The 15,128-nt window shown below is 69.4% G+C and carries 13 protein-coding genes; 10 read left to right on the top strand and 3 right to left on the bottom strand.

All coding sequences use genetic code 11. From position 1 onward, the window contains the following. Nucleotides 1-176: 176 nt before the first annotated feature. The 3 genes from E0H50_RS35085 (at nucleotide 177) to E0H50_RS35075 (ending at nucleotide 2,494) form a co-directional block, all read left to right on the top strand. The gene (locus tag E0H50_RS35085) at nucleotides 177-794 is read left to right on the top strand and encodes an L-threonylcarbamoyladenylate synthase (RefSeq protein WP_131295311.1); all 618 of its coding nucleotides are present in this window, start codon (nucleotides 177-179) and stop codon (nucleotides 792-794) included. 79 nt (nucleotides 795-873) lie between these two features. Then, nucleotides 874-1,833, top strand: coding sequence for a penicillin-insensitive murein endopeptidase (locus E0H50_RS35080; protein ID WP_131295310.1), 960 nt, complete (start codon nucleotides 874-876; stop codon nucleotides 1,831-1,833). A gap of 13 nt (nucleotides 1,834-1,846) precedes the next feature. Further along, the gene (locus tag E0H50_RS35075) at nucleotides 1,847-2,494 is read left to right on the top strand and encodes a nitroreductase family protein (RefSeq protein WP_165547407.1); all 648 of its coding nucleotides are present in this window, start codon (nucleotides 1,847-1,849) and stop codon (nucleotides 2,492-2,494) included. Here the strand turns inward: E0H50_RS35075 and E0H50_RS35070 are convergent, their stop codons facing one another. Continuing rightward, the gene (locus tag E0H50_RS35070; protein ID WP_131295309.1) at nucleotides 2,495-2,998 is read right to left on the bottom strand and encodes a DNA polymerase ligase N-terminal domain-containing protein; all 504 of its coding nucleotides are present in this window, start codon (nucleotides 2,996-2,998) and stop codon (nucleotides 2,495-2,497) included. 126 nt (nucleotides 2,999-3,124) lie between these two features. Here E0H50_RS35070 and E0H50_RS43235 point away from each other — a divergent pair, with 126 nt between their 5' ends. After that, nucleotides 3,125-3,301, top strand: coding sequence for a hypothetical protein (locus tag E0H50_RS43235; protein ID WP_165547402.1), 177 nt, complete (start codon nucleotides 3,125-3,127; stop codon nucleotides 3,299-3,301). Between the two features lie 29 nt (nucleotides 3,302-3,330). On the opposite strand, the gene E0H50_RS35065 is transcribed toward E0H50_RS43235, so the two are convergent. Continuing rightward, nucleotides 3,331-4,392 (bottom strand): serine hydrolase domain-containing protein, encoded by a 1,062-nt coding sequence (locus E0H50_RS35065; RefSeq protein WP_131295308.1) that lies wholly within the window; start codon nucleotides 4,390-4,392, stop codon nucleotides 3,331-3,333. Nucleotides 4,393-4,422: 30 nt separating this feature from the next. Then, nucleotides 4,423-4,665, bottom strand: a complete 243-nt coding sequence (locus E0H50_RS35060; protein WP_131295307.1) for a hypothetical protein — start codon at nucleotides 4,663-4,665, stop codon at nucleotides 4,423-4,425. A gap of 352 nt (nucleotides 4,666-5,017) precedes the next feature. On the opposite strand from E0H50_RS35060, the gene E0H50_RS35055 reads away from it, so the two are divergent. From E0H50_RS35055 to E0H50_RS35025, 6 genes are all read left to right on the top strand, one after another. Continuing rightward, nucleotides 5,018-7,441: an MFS transporter gene (locus E0H50_RS35055; protein WP_238151578.1), complete on the top strand. Its 2,424-nt coding sequence runs from the start codon at nucleotides 5,018-5,020 to the stop codon at nucleotides 7,439-7,441. A gap of 762 nt (nucleotides 7,442-8,203) precedes the next feature. Further along, the gene (locus E0H50_RS35045) at nucleotides 8,204-9,334 is read left to right on the top strand and encodes an SWIM zinc finger family protein (RefSeq protein ID WP_238151576.1); all 1,131 of its coding nucleotides are present in this window, start codon (nucleotides 8,204-8,206) and stop codon (nucleotides 9,332-9,334) included. Continuing rightward, nucleotides 9,331-10,734 (top strand): DUF5691 domain-containing protein, encoded by a 1,404-nt coding sequence (locus tag E0H50_RS35040; protein WP_131295305.1) that lies wholly within the window; start codon nucleotides 9,331-9,333, stop codon nucleotides 10,732-10,734. The genes E0H50_RS35045 and E0H50_RS35040 overlap by 4 nt, the downstream gene beginning before the upstream one ends. Further along, nucleotides 10,731-11,813, top strand: coding sequence for an ATP-binding protein (locus E0H50_RS35035; RefSeq protein WP_131295304.1), 1,083 nt, complete (start codon nucleotides 10,731-10,733; stop codon nucleotides 11,811-11,813). Before E0H50_RS35040 ends, E0H50_RS35035 begins: the two co-directional genes overlap by 4 nt. Then, a complete protein-coding gene (locus tag E0H50_RS35030) occupies nucleotides 11,810-13,981 on the top strand; it encodes a DUF5682 family protein (protein ID WP_131295303.1) in 2,172 nt (723 codons plus the stop codon). Before E0H50_RS35035 ends, E0H50_RS35030 begins: the two co-directional genes overlap by 4 nt. Further along, nucleotides 13,978-15,126, top strand: a complete 1,149-nt coding sequence (locus E0H50_RS35025; RefSeq protein ID WP_131295302.1) for a VWA domain-containing protein — start codon at nucleotides 13,978-13,980, stop codon at nucleotides 15,124-15,126. Before E0H50_RS35030 ends, E0H50_RS35025 begins: the two co-directional genes overlap by 4 nt. The last annotated feature ends 2 nt before the right edge of the window (nucleotides 15,127-15,128 follow it).

Raw genomic sequence — 15,128 nt, 5'->3', positions numbered from 1 at the left:
GGCATGGCTCCCGACCCCACGCCTACTGCGGGGCACTCGGCACGGCACCTCGCCGCACGGGTGCAAAGGCCACGATGCTCCGCATCGAGACCTTCGCCCCCGCGCGCCGATGCACCGCACCGAGCACCTCCTCGCGACGGCGTGGGATCGGGAGCCATGCCCTAAGCTCGGCGGTCATGGCCAGGTATTTCGACATCCATCCCGAGAACCCTCAGCGGCGGTCGATCGGGCAGGTGGTGGACCTGCTGCGCGAGGACGGGCTGATCGCGTACCCGACCGATTCCTGCTACGCGCTCGGGTGCCAGCTGGGCAACCGGGACGGCATCGACCGGATCCGCACGATCCGGCACCTGGACGACCGGCACCACTTCACGCTGGTGTGCGAGAACTTCGCGCAGCTCGGTCAGTTCGTGCACATCAGCAACGCGGTCTTCCGCTCGATCAAGGCGGCCACGCCGGGCAGCTACACGTTCATCCTGCCGGCCACCAAGGAGGTCCCGCGGCGGCTGCTGCACCCGAAGAAGAAGACCGTCGGTGTGCGCATCCCCGACCACGTCGTCACCCAGGCCCTGGTCGCCGAGCTGGGCGAACCGCTGGTCTCCAGCACGCTCCTGCTCCCCGGCCACGAGGAGCCGATGACGCAGGGCTGGGAGATCAAGGAAGAGCTCGACAACCAGATCGACGCCGTCATCGAGGGCGAGGCCGGCACCGACCCGACCACCGTCATCGACTTCTCCGACGACGTCCCCGAGGTCGTCCGCGTCGGCTCCGGAGACCCCACCCCCTTCGAGTGAGGTCTTGCAGAGCGGAAGATAATGACCCATCGTGTCGGGTGAGCGTTAGTCAGTTACCTCATCCGCCCCGGAGGGACTCATGCGACGTGCTCTGCTTGCTCTGACCGTTCTCGTCATCACCGCGCTCGTGCCGGCGTCGGCCCAGGCCTACGCCAACGCGTTCTTCCCGACGCAGAGCAGTGGCAACCGTGGTGCCGACGTACAGGCGATCCAGTTCCTGCTGCAGCATGCCGGGCAGTCCGTCGACGCGGACGGGGTGTTCGGCGCAACCACCGTCACCGCGGCAAAGGCGTTCCAGACCGCCAAGGGTCTCGGCGTCGACGGGATCGTCGGACCGCAGACGTGGGCCGCGTTGGCGCCCACGATTCGTTCCGGTGACAGCAATGCCGCGGTGAAGGCATTGCAGGTCGAGCTGAACGCCAAGCGTCGCCTCAGCCTCCCCGTCGACGGTGTCTTCAGTACGGCGGTCCGCGACGCGGTCGTGTCCTTCCAGTCGCATGCGGGGATCGGTGCGGACGGAGTCGTCGGTCCGATCACGTGGCGCAACCTGGCCTGGCACTACGACTACCCGGACTTCAGCGCGAACCTGTGCGACCAGGATCCGGACGGCAACGGTACGGCGGCCAACTGGGCAGCTGCCGCGCCTGTCGCGCAGATGGAGGCGGCAGCCCGCTCCTTCGCCTCCACCGGCCAGGGCAAGGTGCCGTACGGCGATGCGGGGTTCGAGCACGGTGGTGACATCCCGGGGCACGCCAGCCACGAGAACGGCATGGACGTCGACATCTGGCCGATCCGGACCGACAACGCCCAGTGCACCGCGGGCCGGATCACCTGGGAGTCCTCGACGTACGACCGGGCTGCCACTCGCCAGCTCATCCAGGCCGTTCGCGCCGCAGCGCCGGGGCACGTGAAGTACATCTGGTTCAACGACCCGACCCTGATCAGCGAGGGCCTCACCCAGAACTGGCCGGCACACGACAACCACCTGCACGTCCGCTACTGCGAGAAGGTCCACCCGAACAGCACCTACGTCTGCTGACAAACTGTTTGCCGTGACGTACACACTCGACCTGAACCCCGACGAGCTGCTGACAACGACTCGTACCGTCCGCAAGCGGCTCGACCTCGAGCGGCCGGTGCCGATGGAGCTGATCCGGGAGTGCATCGAGATCGCGTTGCAGGGCCCGTCGGGGAGCAACCGGCAGACGTGGCACTGGCTGGTGATCACGGACGCTTCGAAGCGCGCTGCGGTTGGCGAGTACTACCGGCGCGCTGTCGAGGCCTACCTGGCCGGTCCGGGCGCAGCGGGGAAGCTCCACGCGGACGATCCCGAGCGTGGACCGGTGCAGCGCCGAGTGGGTGACAGCGTGGCCTACCTGGGTGAGCGCATGGGGCAGGTCCCGGTGCTGGTCATCCCCTGTCTGCAGGTGCGAAACCTGCCGGCCGGCAACCAGGCTGGGCTGTGGGGCTCGATCCTGCCGTCAGCTTGGAGCTACATGCTCGCGGCACGTGCGCGCGGCCTCGGTACGGCGTGGACGACGCTGCACCTGAGCTACGAGCAGGAGGTCTCCGAGCTGCTCGGTCTGCCCGAGGACATCCGGCAGACCGTACTGATTCCGACGGCGTACTCGATCGGCACGAACTTCAAGCCGGCGCCCCGGCAGCCGCTCGACGACGTACTGCACATCGACGGCTGGTGATCAGGACTCAGATGCCCTCTCAGCCATCTCCTCGATCGTGAGGCCGCTCAGGACCGAGCGAGGCTCGGTGACGGTCAGGTCCAGGGTCGGATCGGCGTCCGCGTCCTTCACCTTGACCAGGAGCCAGTCGCCGCCGGTACGGGTGAACGCCCAGGCCCCGTTCAGCTTCACGCCGTGCAGTTGCACCTTCAAGTGCCCGCGCTCGATCGCCTCGGCCGGGTCCACCAGTTGCCGCCGGTCGTCGCGGGTGAGGTTCGTGTAGACGCCGGCGTCCCAGACGATCACGGCGCCGCTGCCGTACTGCGCGTCGCGGTGCACCCCCTCGTACGCCGCGTACTCGAGGTCGTGGTCCGTGGTGAAGACCGCGAGCCGTTTCACGATCGGATCCAGCGACGGTCCGCGCGGCACCGCCCACGACTTCAGCACCCCGTCCACCTCGAGCCGTACGTCGTAATGCAGCCGCCTGGCGTCGTGCAACTGCACTACGAAGATCGGCTTGCTCATGAGGCTCCTGACGAATTCGAGTTACCGCTAACGGTCTGTCATGTTGCGGTTGTACGCTTGCGACTGGTCGGGAAACCGGCCCACAAACTTCCTCCATCATCCGCCCCTGTCCCTAAGCAGGTGCCCATGCCCGTAGCCCCCTCACCGGCGCGGCCGATCGCCGTCCAGATCCGCATCGGCGGCCGCTGGATCGCGGGCCAGGAGCTGGGTCGCCGGACCGGGACGGCCGGGACCGACGAGGTTCTCGTCAGTCACCACGGCCATCTCGTCTGGATCGACCAGAGCTCCGTCCGCGCCTCCTGAAAGCTGAAAGCCCTTACAGGTAAGGCTTTTCAGCAAAGAGTTTTCGCAACCAGGTTGCCGATCTCGACCGCCGACGCCGCCCTGGTCGGGTCGAACAGTGCCCTGGTCAGCGCGAACGTGACCCCTGACCGCGTATCGGCCCACGCCGCGCTGCCACCCATCCCCGGCCACCCGAACGACGCCGGGCTCTCCTCCGCGCTCGACCCGAGCCGCCCGATCGCGTAGCCGAGCGCCAACGTCGCCGGGTTGCCGAGCAGTTCGTCCTGCGCGACCAGCGCCGGTCCGGTGATCACCGGAACCGCCTCGGGCCGGACCAGCCGGACCCCGTCCACCTCGCCGATCAAGGCGGCGTACAGCTTGGCGATCCCACGCGCGGTGAGGATCCCGCTCGACGGGTCCTCGACCGCGAGCTGCTCGGGCCGGTTCAGTACGGCGGCCCGCGGCTGCATCGCCCGCGGTACGACGTTCTCGAACATCCCGGCCAGCATCGCGAACGTCTCCTCGGCGCCCTCAGGCTCCACGAGTTCGGCGAGCCGATGCCGCTGATCGCTGGGCAGCGCGAAGAAAACGTTGTCCTGCAGGTCGAGCGGGATCAGGATCTCCCGCAGTACGTCGGAGATCGTCCGGCCGGTCGCGCGGTGCACGATCTCGCCGACCAGGACGCCGAACGTCTCCGCGTGGTACGTCATCTTCGTCCCCGGCTCCCACCAGGGTTCCGTGCCGGCGAGCCGATCGGCCTGGAGGGGGAGCGTTTTCCGGGTCGCGTCAGGCGGTAGCGCCGGGAGGCCGACGGAATGTGTCAGGACATGCCGCAGGGTCGCAGTTTCCTTCCCGTGCGCTCCGAACTCCGGCCAGAGCTCGACGATCGGCTGGTCGTAGTCGAGGACGCCGCGATCCACCAACACGTTGGCGACCGTCGCCGACGCGCCCTTTCCGGTGGAGGCGGCGAAGTACAGCGTTTCCGGGGTCACGCCGTCGCCGGCCACCGCGTCCACGACGAGCTCGCCGTGCCGATACACCGCGACCTGCAGACCGAGCTCGGTTTCCACCAGTTCGTCGATCCGCCGCTGCACCACATCCTGAAGCTCCATACCGATACGTCGTAGCAGGCGCGGCCCCCTCTACACGTAGTCGAGGGTGAACCGGATCGTGCGCTCCCGCTCCGCGTCCGGCCCGACCGGGCAGACCAGGAACTCCGTCGTACCGGCGTCCTTGAAGCGCTGAATCTCCTTGGCCACCGCCTCTTCGTCGCCCAGTACAGCGGTTTCCTCAGGCCCCGCCTTACCGCCGCGGTCCAGGACGGCCCGGTAGGCCGGCATGTTCCCAGCCGCCCCGAACCGGTCGTGGATCCACTGCCGGGTCATGTCCGGGTCATCCGTGACCGCGACGCAGACGCCCGCGATCGACGTACTGGTCGCAGCTTTCAGGTGAGGACCTCCGGCGGGCCCTGACAGCTCCGCCGGAGGCCGGGTGTTGATTACTCAACAAGCACCGGATCGTACGTGGGAAATCGCGTTCCGAGGAGGGCCCGTCTCATAATGCGCCGAACGAGCGCTTGCTGGCTCCCGGTGCACGGTTGCTGACGGTGCGGGATTAAAGTTGGTAGTTGCAACCAAATAGTCAGGTCGGGTGAGGGCATCGCCGGCCGTTTCCGCCTCGGAGCAGCACACCCTGCTGGTCCGGTCGTCGCGTTCCCGCCGTACGAAACGGAAGCTGATGTCTGCCACCCAGGCCTCGCCGGTCGCACCTGCCGCCGGCTCCACACCGGACGGCTCCACGCCGCCCCGGTACCGCTCGCGGTACGCCGCCGATGCCCCTGACCCCGCGCCGTCCACGGCACCACCGTCGGCCGCCGACCCCGAGCTGTCCCATCGCGAGATCCTCGAGATCCTCGCCGGGCTGCTCGCCGCGCTCTTCACCGCGGTCCTCAGTTCGACGATCGTCAGCAACGCGCTGCCGACGATCATCGCCGACCTCGAAGGTTCCCAGACGCAGTACACGTGGGTGGTCACCGCCAGCCTGCTCGCGATGACCGTGTCCACGCCGGTGTGGGGCAAGCTGTCCGACCTGATGAGCAAGAAGCTGCTCGTGCAGCTCGCGATCATCATGTTCGTCGCCGGCTCGGTGCTGGCCGGCGCCGCGCACAACGTGCCGTTCCTGATCGGCTCGCGGGTTCTGCAGGGGATCGCGATGGGCGGGCTGATGGCGCTCGCGCAGGCGATCATCGGCGCCGCGATCCCGCCGCGGTCGCGGGGCAGGTACTCCGGGTACATGGGTGCCGTGATGGCGCTCGCGACCGTCAGCGGTCCGCTGGTCGGCGGCGTCATCGTCGACACCTCGTGGCTCGGTTGGCGGTGGTGCTTCTACGTGTGCGTGCCGCTGGCCGTACTGTCGCTGATCGTCCTGCAGCGGTACCTGCACCTGCCGGTGGTTCGACGTACGGTCAGGATGGACTACGCCGGCGCGCTGCTCATCGCGGGCGCGGCCAGCCTGCCGCTGATCTGGGTGTCGTTCGCGGGCGAGCACTTCCCGTGGTGGTCGTGGCAGACCGGCGCCTATCTGGGCGGTACGGCGGTGCTCGCGCTGTTGGCCGTGATCGTCGAGACCCATGCGGCCGAGCCGCTGGTGCCGATGCGGGTGATCCGGGAACGTACGACGGCGCTGGCGATCCTCGCGAGCGTCGCGGTCGGGATGGGGATGTTCGGGAGCGCGGTGTTCCTCGGGCAGTACTTCCAGGTGGCCCGCGGGTACAGCGCGACCGAGGCCGGGTTGCTGACCATCCCGATGATGTTCGGGTCGTTCCTCGGGTCGGTCGGGTCGGGGCAGCTGATCACCCGGTTCGGTCGCTGGAAGCGGTACCTCGTGATCGGGGCGCTGTTCCTGACCGCGGGGCTCGGGTTGCTCGGCACGATCGACCACACGTCGCCGTACTGGTACGTCGGGCTCGGGATGTTTGCCATGGGCATCGGGATGGGCATGACGATGCAGAACCTGGTGCTCGCGGTGCAGAACACCGTAGACGTCAGCGAGGTCGGGGCGGCCAGTGCGTCGGTCACGTTCTTCCGGAGTCTTGGCGGAGCGGTCGGGGTGTCGGTGCTGGGCGCGATCCTTGCCACTCGGGTGACCGACCTGATCACCGAGCATCTGCGTGAGCTTGGCGCCGGTGCGGCAGTTGGTGGATCGGGCAGTCTGCTGGATGTGAACGCGTTGCCGGGGCCGGTTCAGGAGATCGTGCGGCACGCGTACGGCGACGCGACCGGGCGGATCTTCCTGATCGCTGCGGGGGCTGCTGTGGTGAGCTTCCTGGCGGTGCTGTTCATCCGCGAGGTCCCGCTCCGTCAAGCCGTCGCGATGAGTACGGCGGAGGGTGAATCTGCTGTGGGTGTTTCTGACGATCCTGCTGAGCGGGCCGCGGTGGTTGCGCTGGATGTGATCACGTCGGCGGAGCGTACGGCGCGTGAACGTGAACGGGAGGCCGGTGAACGGGTGCAGGCCGCCGCGAACACGATCCGCCAGATGCGGACCGACGTTGCGGACCTGTTCACCCGCGTGGACCAGCAGATCGCCGACCTGGAAAGGACCCTGCCGGACACCGAGATCCCGGAGCCGGCCGCCGCGATCCTCGACGCCCAGCGCCCCGCGGGCGAACTGGTCGACGAACTCCGCCGCTACGAACTCAGCGTCCTGAGCGCCAGCCAACGCACCGCCGACCACCTCCGCGAAACCGCCCGCACCGAGGCGGACCACCTCCGCGAAACGGCGCGAGCCGAAGCAGACCACCTACTCGCGGAGGCCCGCGCCGAAGAACAAGAAATCCGCACCCGAATCCAAGAACTCCAAGCCGTAGAAACCCGCCTCCTAACCACAGTCCGCAACACCCTCACCCAAACCCCACCCACCCACGAGCTCGCACCACCCACCGCCCCACCCACTCACACCGCACCCACCGCACCCACCGCACCCACCGCACCCACCGCACCCACCGCACCCACCGCACCCACCGCACCCACCGCACCGCCCACCCACGAGCCCGCCCCGTCCACCCACGAGCCCGGCCCGTCCACCCACGAGCCGGCCCCGTCCACCACCTCCGGCAACGGCTACCCCGAAGACCTCCACACCCGCCAACCCTTCGGCTAACCCGCATTTGCCTGGCCAACCCACCAATTTGCCTGGCCAACCCACCAATTTGCCTGGCCAACCCACGCATTTGGCTGGCTGACCCACCAAATGCGGGGTTCCACACCCGCAATCAGGGTGGGGAACCCCGCATCTCGTGGGTGGGCCAGGCAAATGCGCCGGTGGGGGAGGGCGCGGACCGCGGACCGACGTGCCGGGGACCGACGTGCCGCGGACGGACCGACGTGCCGGGGACGGACCGACGTGCCGGGGACCGACGTGCCGCGGACGGACCGACGTGCCGGGGACGGACCGACGTGCCGGGGACCGACGTGCCGCGCCGGGTGTTCGTTCGCCGAGTCGTGGAGAACGGCTCCGGGGAGGGTGCGCGAGTCGTGAGAACTGGTTGGCCGGGACGTCCCGAATCCACGACTCGGCGGGCGCATACCCGGTTCGGGCGGAGCGGGAGGGCCGGGCCGGGCCTGGAAGGGGGCTCGCGGGTGGGGCGGTGGACCGGCGGTCTCGCGGGTGGAGGCGGAGTGGGACGGGTGGGTGGGGTGGTTGGGGTGGGGTGTCGGTGGGGAGTGGCATGCTTTGGGTGGGTTAAGGAGTGGTGTGGGGTTGTGGGATGTGGAGCGGGTGGTCGGGCTGGCGGCTGATCCTGCGTCCGCGAAGGCTGGGCAGGGGTTGGCTCGGGGGGAGAAGTGGTCGGGCGCCGGGGCTACGGATCGTGCCGTTTGGGGTCTGTGTCAGGGGAGTGGGAAGCAGCCGTATCAGACGGTCGTGGATCTGAGCGGTCCGGCGTACAAGTGTTCCTGTCCGTCGCGGAAGTTTCCGTGCAAGCACGCGCTCGGACTGCTGTTGCTCTGGGCGAAGCACGAGGTGGCGCCGGGCGATGAGCCGGACTGGGTGACGACCTGGATCGACCAGCGGGCCGAGCGCGCGGAGCGGCCGGAGCGGAAGCCGGGTGAGGTGGCCGATCCGATCGCGGCGCAGGAGCGGGCTGCCCGGCGTGCGGATCGAGTGTCGGCGGGACTGGCCGAGCTCGCCGGCTGGCTGGACGACCAAGTGCGGCAGGGACTCGGCGGTTTCGATCAGCGCGCGTACACCGAGCTGAGCCGCCTCGCCGCACGGATGGTCGACGCCCAGGCTCCGGGAGTAGCAGGAGCGGTACGCCGGGCTGCGGGTGTCGTCGGACGTGGTCACGGCTGGCCGGGTGAACTGCTCGAAGAGCTCTCCCTCGTCCACCTGATCGTCGCGGCGCACGGCCGTCTCGCGGAGCTCCCGCCGTCGCTCGCCGACACGGTGCAGAGCCGGATCGGCTGGACGACCGAGACGGCCCGCGTACGCGAGGAAGGCGAGAAGGTCGAAGACGACTGGCTCGTCCTCGGCCGCGTGATCGAACCGGACGACCGCCTCACGGTCCGCCGCCTATGGTTGCGCGGAGCAACGACCGGCCGGATCGGGCTGATCCTCACGTTCGCGGCCGCTGGTCGCCCGTTGGACCCGCTCCCGGCTCGCCCTGGTGAGTACGTCCCCGGCGCGCTCTCGTTCTATCCCGGCGCTCTCCCGATGCGCGCTCTCCTGACCCAAACCGATCCACGCCAGCCGGCACCACGTCCCGCCGGAGTCACGGTCCGGCAGGCGTTGGCGTCGTACGTCGAATCGCTCGCCGCCGACCCGTGGAACGAACGCTGGCCGCTCGTGCTGCAAGACGTCCGACCCGCGCGGCACGGCGACGGCTGGGCCCTGGTCGACGAGGCGGGCGATGGGCTGGAGGTCCTGCCGGGCTGGGATGCGTTGACGCTGCTCGCGGTCTCGGCGGGCGACCCGCTGACCGTCGCCGGGGAGTGGAATCGCGCCGGCCTCCGTCCGATGACCTGCTGGCACGGCGATCGGCCGGTGATCTTGTGAAGGGCTGGGACGGGTTGGTCAGTTCGGCGTTGCTCGGCACCGACCGGCGGCCGCCGCACTTCGACGAACTACCGGAGCACATCCAGGAGCGCCTCGGGGACGGGAGTCTGCTCGACGCGGCCGCGTTGGCGACCGTGTACAAGCGGGCCGGACGCAAGCCGCTGCACGATCTCGACCCCCTTCCCGCCGCACCTGGTGAGGATCGGCCGTTGCCACGGGCAAATGCCGTGCGGCGGTTGGCTGCGATGCTGGGCGGGTTCCAGACGTCCGCGTTGGGTGAGTGGTTGCGTACGGCGGACGCGCACGGCTGGGGTGTTCCGCCCGAGCACCTGCCGGCGTTGGCCGATTACGCCCGCAATCGCGCGGAGTACCGTCCGCTTGTCATCACCGCCGCGGGACGTCGTGCGCGCTGGCTCGCGGAAGTCAACCCCGACTGGCGATTCCTGCACGCAGCGGTTGCTGAGAGCAATGACCCCGAGTTGTGGACGCACGGCAACGCGATCCAGCGACGTACCTGGTTGCGTGCCGCCCGCAGCCAGGACCCAGCCGCAGCACGCGAAGCGCTCACAGAGGTCTGGCCGACCGAGTCCGCCGCCACCCGGGCCGATTTCCTCGGGCTGCTCGCGGACAACCTCGCGCCGACCGACGAGGAGTTCCTCGAGTCCGCGCTCGACGACCGTTCGCGTGAGGTACGGCGGGTGGCGGCGCGGCTGCTCGCCCGGCTGCCGGGATCGCAGTACGGCGTACGGATGACGGAACGCCTGCACGCGCACCTGCTGCCGAGCCAGGGGGTGCTCGCCGTCGACCTTCCGCGCAGTCTCACCCAGGCGATGGAGCGCGACGGGATCGACTCGCAGAACCCGGAAGGTATCGGCAAACGGGCCTGGTGGTTCCAGCAGATCGTTGCCAACACGCCCTTGTCGGCGATGGAACTTACCTGGCTCCAGACACCCGTCGAGGGTTGCGCCGCCGAGGTACTGCAGTCCGCCTGGACCGAAGCCGCCATTCGGGAGCGATCGGTCGAGTGGTCCCGCGCCATCTTGCAGGCCGGAGCTGATACGGGCAGTCGTGGTCCGGCCGAGTTGTTGCGGCTGCTGCCCGCGGAGGAGTGGGCGAGCGCGGTCGACGTACTGCGGAAGAGTGTCGACGTCGCCGAGCTGGTCGGTGGGTTGCCGGTTCCGTGGCCCGCTCCGCTCGCGCGCATGATCCTCGACCAGCTCGCCCAGGTCGGCACCAATCGTGCCTGGGCCCGCCTCGCCAGTATCGCGGCCCGCGCCGCGCCGCCCGACGTACTCGACCATCCGATCACCCGCGAACCCACCGGCGACGAAGACACCTGGCGCCGCCGTCTCGTCGAAACCCTGACCTTCCGCCGCGAGATGTACGAGGAGCTCACATGACAACCGAAGTACTGCGCCCGCACGCGGAAGTCGAATACGCCGAGGAGCTGCAAGCGCTGCGAGCAACGGACGACAAAGCACGCCCACCCGCCTGGCTGATGTCACCGGCCGCCGTCGTCACGTACCTGCTCGGTGGGAAGGCCGGCGACACCGAGATCTCACCGAAGTACGTCGGTCCGCGGCGGCTGATCGAGGTCGCCGTCGCCACGCTCGCGACCGACCGGGCGCTGCTGCTCCTCGGCGTACCGGGCACCGCAAAGACCTGGGTCAGTGAGCACCTGGCGGCCGCGATCAGCGGAGACTCGACACTGCTCGTCCAAGGTACGGCGGGTACGGCCGAGGAAGCGATCCGGTACGGCTGGAACTACGCCCAGTTGATTGCCCAGGGCCCCAGTGAGGCGGCGCTCGTGCCGAGTCCGGTGCAGCGTGCGATGGCCGAGGCGAAGATCGCCCGGATCGAGGAGCTGACCCGGATGCCGTCCGACGTCCAGGACGCGCTGATCACGATCCTGTCCGAGAAGGCGCTGCCGATCGCCGAACTGGCCACCGAAGTCCAGGCCCGTAAGGGATTCAACGTCATTGCCACCGCCAACGATCGCGACAAGGGCGTCAACGAACTGTCGTCAGCTTTGCGGCGGCGTTTCAACACCGTTGTCCTGCCACTGCCCGACTCCGCCGAGGACGAGGTGGAGATCGTGTCGCGCCGGGTGTCGCAGCTCGGTTCGGCGCTCGAGTTGCCGCAGCCGGACGACGCCCTGGACGAGATCCGCCGCGTGGTGACGATCTTCCGCGAGCTCCGCTCCGGCCGGACCGAGGACGGCCGTACGGCGGTCAAATCGCCGTCCGGCACGCTCTCCACCGCGGAGGCGATCAGCGTCGTCACCGGCGGTCTCGCGCTCGCGGCGCACTTCGGAGACGGCGTCCTGCGTCCCACGGACGTGGCCGGCGGCATCCTCGGCGCGGTCGTCAAGGATCCGTCCGCGGACCGTGTCGTGTGGTCGGAGTACCTCGAAACCGTCGTCCGCGAACGCGACGACTGGGCGCCGTTCTACCGGGCCTGCCGAGAGATCTCCGGATGACCGTTCACCTGCTCGGGATCCGGCATCACGGGCCGGGGTCGGCGCGGGCGGTGGCGACCGCGCTGGCCGAGCTCCGTCCCGATGTCGTCCTGATCGAGGGGCCGCCGGAGGCCGACAAGATCGTCGAGCTGGCCGCGTCGGAGGAGATGGATCCGCCGGTCGCGCTGCTTGCCTACGCGGTGGACGACTCGACGCGAGCCGCGTTCTGGCCGTTCGCGGTGTTCAGTCCCGAGTGGCAGGCGATCAGGTACGGGCTCGCCGCCGGGGTGCCGGTGCGGTTCTGCGATCTGCCCGCGGCTCAGCAGTTCGGCTCCTCGGGCGGGCGGTCGTCGGTCGCTATGGATCCGCTGAAGACGCTGGCCGAGGCGGGCGGGTACGACGATCCCGAGCGCTGGTGGGACGACGTGATCGAGTCGCGACGCGGTGGCGCCGAACCGTTCACGGTGATCGCCGACGCGATGCGGGAGCTGCGCCAAGGCGAAGAAGCGACAGGTCGCGAGGCGCAGCGTGAGGCCTACATGCGAACCGTTCTCCGGAAGGCGATCCGTGAAGGATTCGAACGGATCGCGGTGGTCTGCGGCGCCTGGCATGTGCCCGCTCTGGAACTACCGTTGCCTCCAGCAACACATGACGCGAGGATCCTGAAGGGTCTGCCGAAGCGGAAGGTCGCCTGTACCTGGGTGCCGTGGACGCACGGCCGGCTGGCGGCGGCGAGCGGGTACGGCGCCGGCATCACGTCACCTGGTTGGTACCACCACCTGTTCACCGCGCCCGACCAGATCACGACCCGTTGGCTCTCCAAAGTGGCGCAAGTACTGCGCGACGAGGACCTGCCGGTGTCCAGCGCGCATGTGATCGAGGCGGTGCGGCTCGCGGACACGCTGGCGGCGTTGCGCGAACGTCCGCTCGCCGGGTTGAGCGAGGTGACCGAGGCGACGCGGGCGGTCCTGTGCGGCGGGAACGACGTACTGCTCGACCTCGTGACGCGTGAGGCGGTCGTCGGCGAGCTGCTCGGGACGGTTCCGGGGGAGACTCCGCAGGCGCCGGTCGCGGCGGACCTGGCCGCGCAGGCGCGGCGGTTGCGGATGAAGCGGGATGCCGCCGAGCGGGTGGTCGAGCTCGACCTGCGGAAGCCGAACGACCTGGAGAAGTCCAGACTCCTGCACCGGTTGCGGATTCTCGGGATTCACTGGGGCGTTCCGGCTGCCGACGAGCGGCGAGCGCAGGGCACGTTCCGGGAGATGTGGCGGCTGGCCTGGGATCCCGGGCTCGAGGTCGAGTTGGTGGCCGCGGGCGCGCACGGTACGACGGTGCTCGGCGCGGCGACGTCCGTGATGCTGAAGGCCGCGGACTCGCCGACCCTGGCCGATGTCACAGCCGCGTTGGAGAAATCGCTCCTCGCCGATCTCGCGGAGGCGCTCCCTCCGCTGCTTCAGGGCATCGACACCCGCGCGGCGGCCGACGCCGACGTCGGGCATCTGATGGCGGCACTGCCCGCTCTCGCGCGAGCCTCGCGGTACGGCGACGTCCGCGGGACCGATACAGCCGGGCTGGCCTCGGTCGCGGGGCGGATGGTGTCGCGGGTATGCGCCGGTCTGGCGCGGACCGTTCACGGGCTGGATCCGGATGCGGCCGCCGCCGTACAGGAACTGATCGACGGGGTGCAGGACGCGACGGTGCTGCTGGCCGAGGACGTGCGGGTGGAGTGGCTGAACACGCTGCAGGGCTTGAGCGATCGGGCCTCGGTGCCGCCGTTGGTCCGCGGTCGGTTGACGCGGTTGATGCTGGACACGTCGCGGTTGCCGGATCACGAGGTGGCGCTGCGGCTCGGGCGTTCGCTGTCACCTGGCACGGCGACAGCGGACGCGGCTGGGTACGTCGAGGGGTTCCTCGCCGGTGGCGGGTTGTTGCTGGTGCACGACGAGCGGCTGCTGGCGATGGTGGACGGGTGGCTGGCGGAGATCCCTGACGATGCGTTCGTCGAGGTGCTGCCGTTGCTGCGGCGTACGTTCGGCACCTTCGCGGCGCCGGAGCGTCGCTCGATCGGCGCACGGGCCCGGGTGCTTTCGGATCCCGCTGCCGTGATCGTTGCTGACGACAACGAGCTGGACGCCGAGCTGGCGGCGACCGCGTTGCCGGTGGTCGCACAATTGCTGGGGGTCTCATGAGTGACGAGCGACTGCGCCGCTGGCGGCTCGTACTGGGCGGTGAGGCCGAGGAGGAGACCGGTACGACGTTGTCGGCCGAGGACCGCTCCGTCGATGCGGCGCTGGCCGCGTTGTACGACGCCGCCGAGGGGGAGTCGGGGACGCAACGGTCGGCCGGGTTGGGTTCGTCGGCGCCGAGGGTGGCTCGGTGGTTGGGTGACATCCGGCAGTACTTCCCGAGCACCGTCGTACAGGTGATGCAGCGGGACGCCGTCGAGCGGCTCGGGATCACCCGGATGCTGATGGAGCCGGAGCTGCTGGGCGCGGTCGAGCCCGACGTCCATCTGGTGTCCACGTTGCTCGCGCTCAACGAGGTGATGCCCGAGGAGACCAAGCAGACCGCGCGGGACGTGGTCGGCCGGGTGGTGGCCGAGCTCGAGGCGCGCCTCGCCGAGCGGACCCGGGCCGCGGTGACCGGTGCGCTCGATCGGGCCGGGCGGACGGCGCGGCCGCGGCACTCGGACATCGACTGGGACCGGACGATCCGGGCGAACCTCAAGCATTTCTCGCCGGCACTCGGGACGATCGTTCCGGAGCGGCTGGTCGGGTACGCGCGGCGGAACCACAGTGTGCAGCGGGACATCGTGCTGGCGATCGACCAGTCCGGGTCGATGGCGGAGTCCGTCGTCTACGCGTCGCTGTTCGGCGCGGTGCTCGGGTCGATCCGGACGTTGCGGACCTCCCTGGTCGTGTTCGACACCGCGGTGGTCGACCTGACCGATCAGCTCGAGGACCCCGTCGACGTGCTGTTCGGGACCCAGCTGGGCGGTGGCACGGACATCAACCGGGCGCTCGCGTACTGCGAGGAACTGGTCACGAAACCGGCCGAGACCGTGCTCGTGCTGATCTCCGACCTGTACGAGGGCGGGATCCGGGAAGAGATGTTGCGCCGGGCGCGTTCTTTGGTGGAGTCCGGCGTACAGGTGATTGCTCTGCTGGCGCTCGCTGACTCGGGTACGCCGTCGTACGACGCCGAGAACGCGGCCACGCTGGCCGAGCTCGGCGTACCGACGTTCGCCTGCACACCGGACAAGTTCCCCGACCTGATGGCCGCTGCCATCCGCCGCGAGGACATCGGCGGCTGGGCAGCGACCAACATCACCTGATC

The sequence above is a fragment of the Kribbella sindirgiensis genome (genome assembly GCF_004331435.1).
GTDB lineage: Bacteria > Actinomycetota > Actinomycetes > Propionibacteriales > Kribbellaceae > Kribbella > Kribbella sindirgiensis.
Note: the sequence above shows the minus strand (reverse complement) of the source record. Positions and strands in the feature narration are given on the sequence as shown.

Coding starts and splice junctions, on each gene's coding strand:
- E0H50_RS35080 (WP_131295310.1), top strand. CDS start 874: ATGCGACGTGCTCTGCTTGCTCTGACCGTTCTCGTCATCACCGCGCTC.
- E0H50_RS35060 (WP_131295307.1), bottom strand. CDS start 4,665: ATGACCCGGCAGTGGATCCACGACCGGTTCGGGGCGGCTGGGAACATG.
- E0H50_RS35035 (WP_131295304.1), top strand. CDS start 10,731: ATGACAACCGAAGTACTGCGCCCGCACGCGGAAGTCGAATACGCCGAG.
- E0H50_RS35025 (WP_131295302.1), top strand. CDS start 13,978: ATGAGTGACGAGCGACTGCGCCGCTGGCGGCTCGTACTGGGCGGTGAG.
- E0H50_RS35030 (WP_131295303.1), top strand. CDS start 11,810: ATGACCGTTCACCTGCTCGGGATCCGGCATCACGGGCCGGGGTCGGCG.
- E0H50_RS35085 (WP_131295311.1), top strand. CDS start 177: ATGGCCAGGTATTTCGACATCCATCCCGAGAACCCTCAGCGGCGGTCG.
- E0H50_RS35065 (WP_131295308.1), bottom strand. CDS start 4,392: ATGGAGCTTCAGGATGTGGTGCAGCGGCGGATCGACGAACTGGTGGAA.
- E0H50_RS43235 (WP_165547402.1), top strand. CDS start 3,125: ATGCCCGTAGCCCCCTCACCGGCGCGGCCGATCGCCGTCCAGATCCGC.
- E0H50_RS35070 (WP_131295309.1), bottom strand. CDS start 2,998: ATGAGCAAGCCGATCTTCGTAGTGCAGTTGCACGACGCCAGGCGGCTG.
- E0H50_RS35055 (WP_238151578.1), top strand. CDS start 5,018: ATGTCTGCCACCCAGGCCTCGCCGGTCGCACCTGCCGCCGGCTCCACA.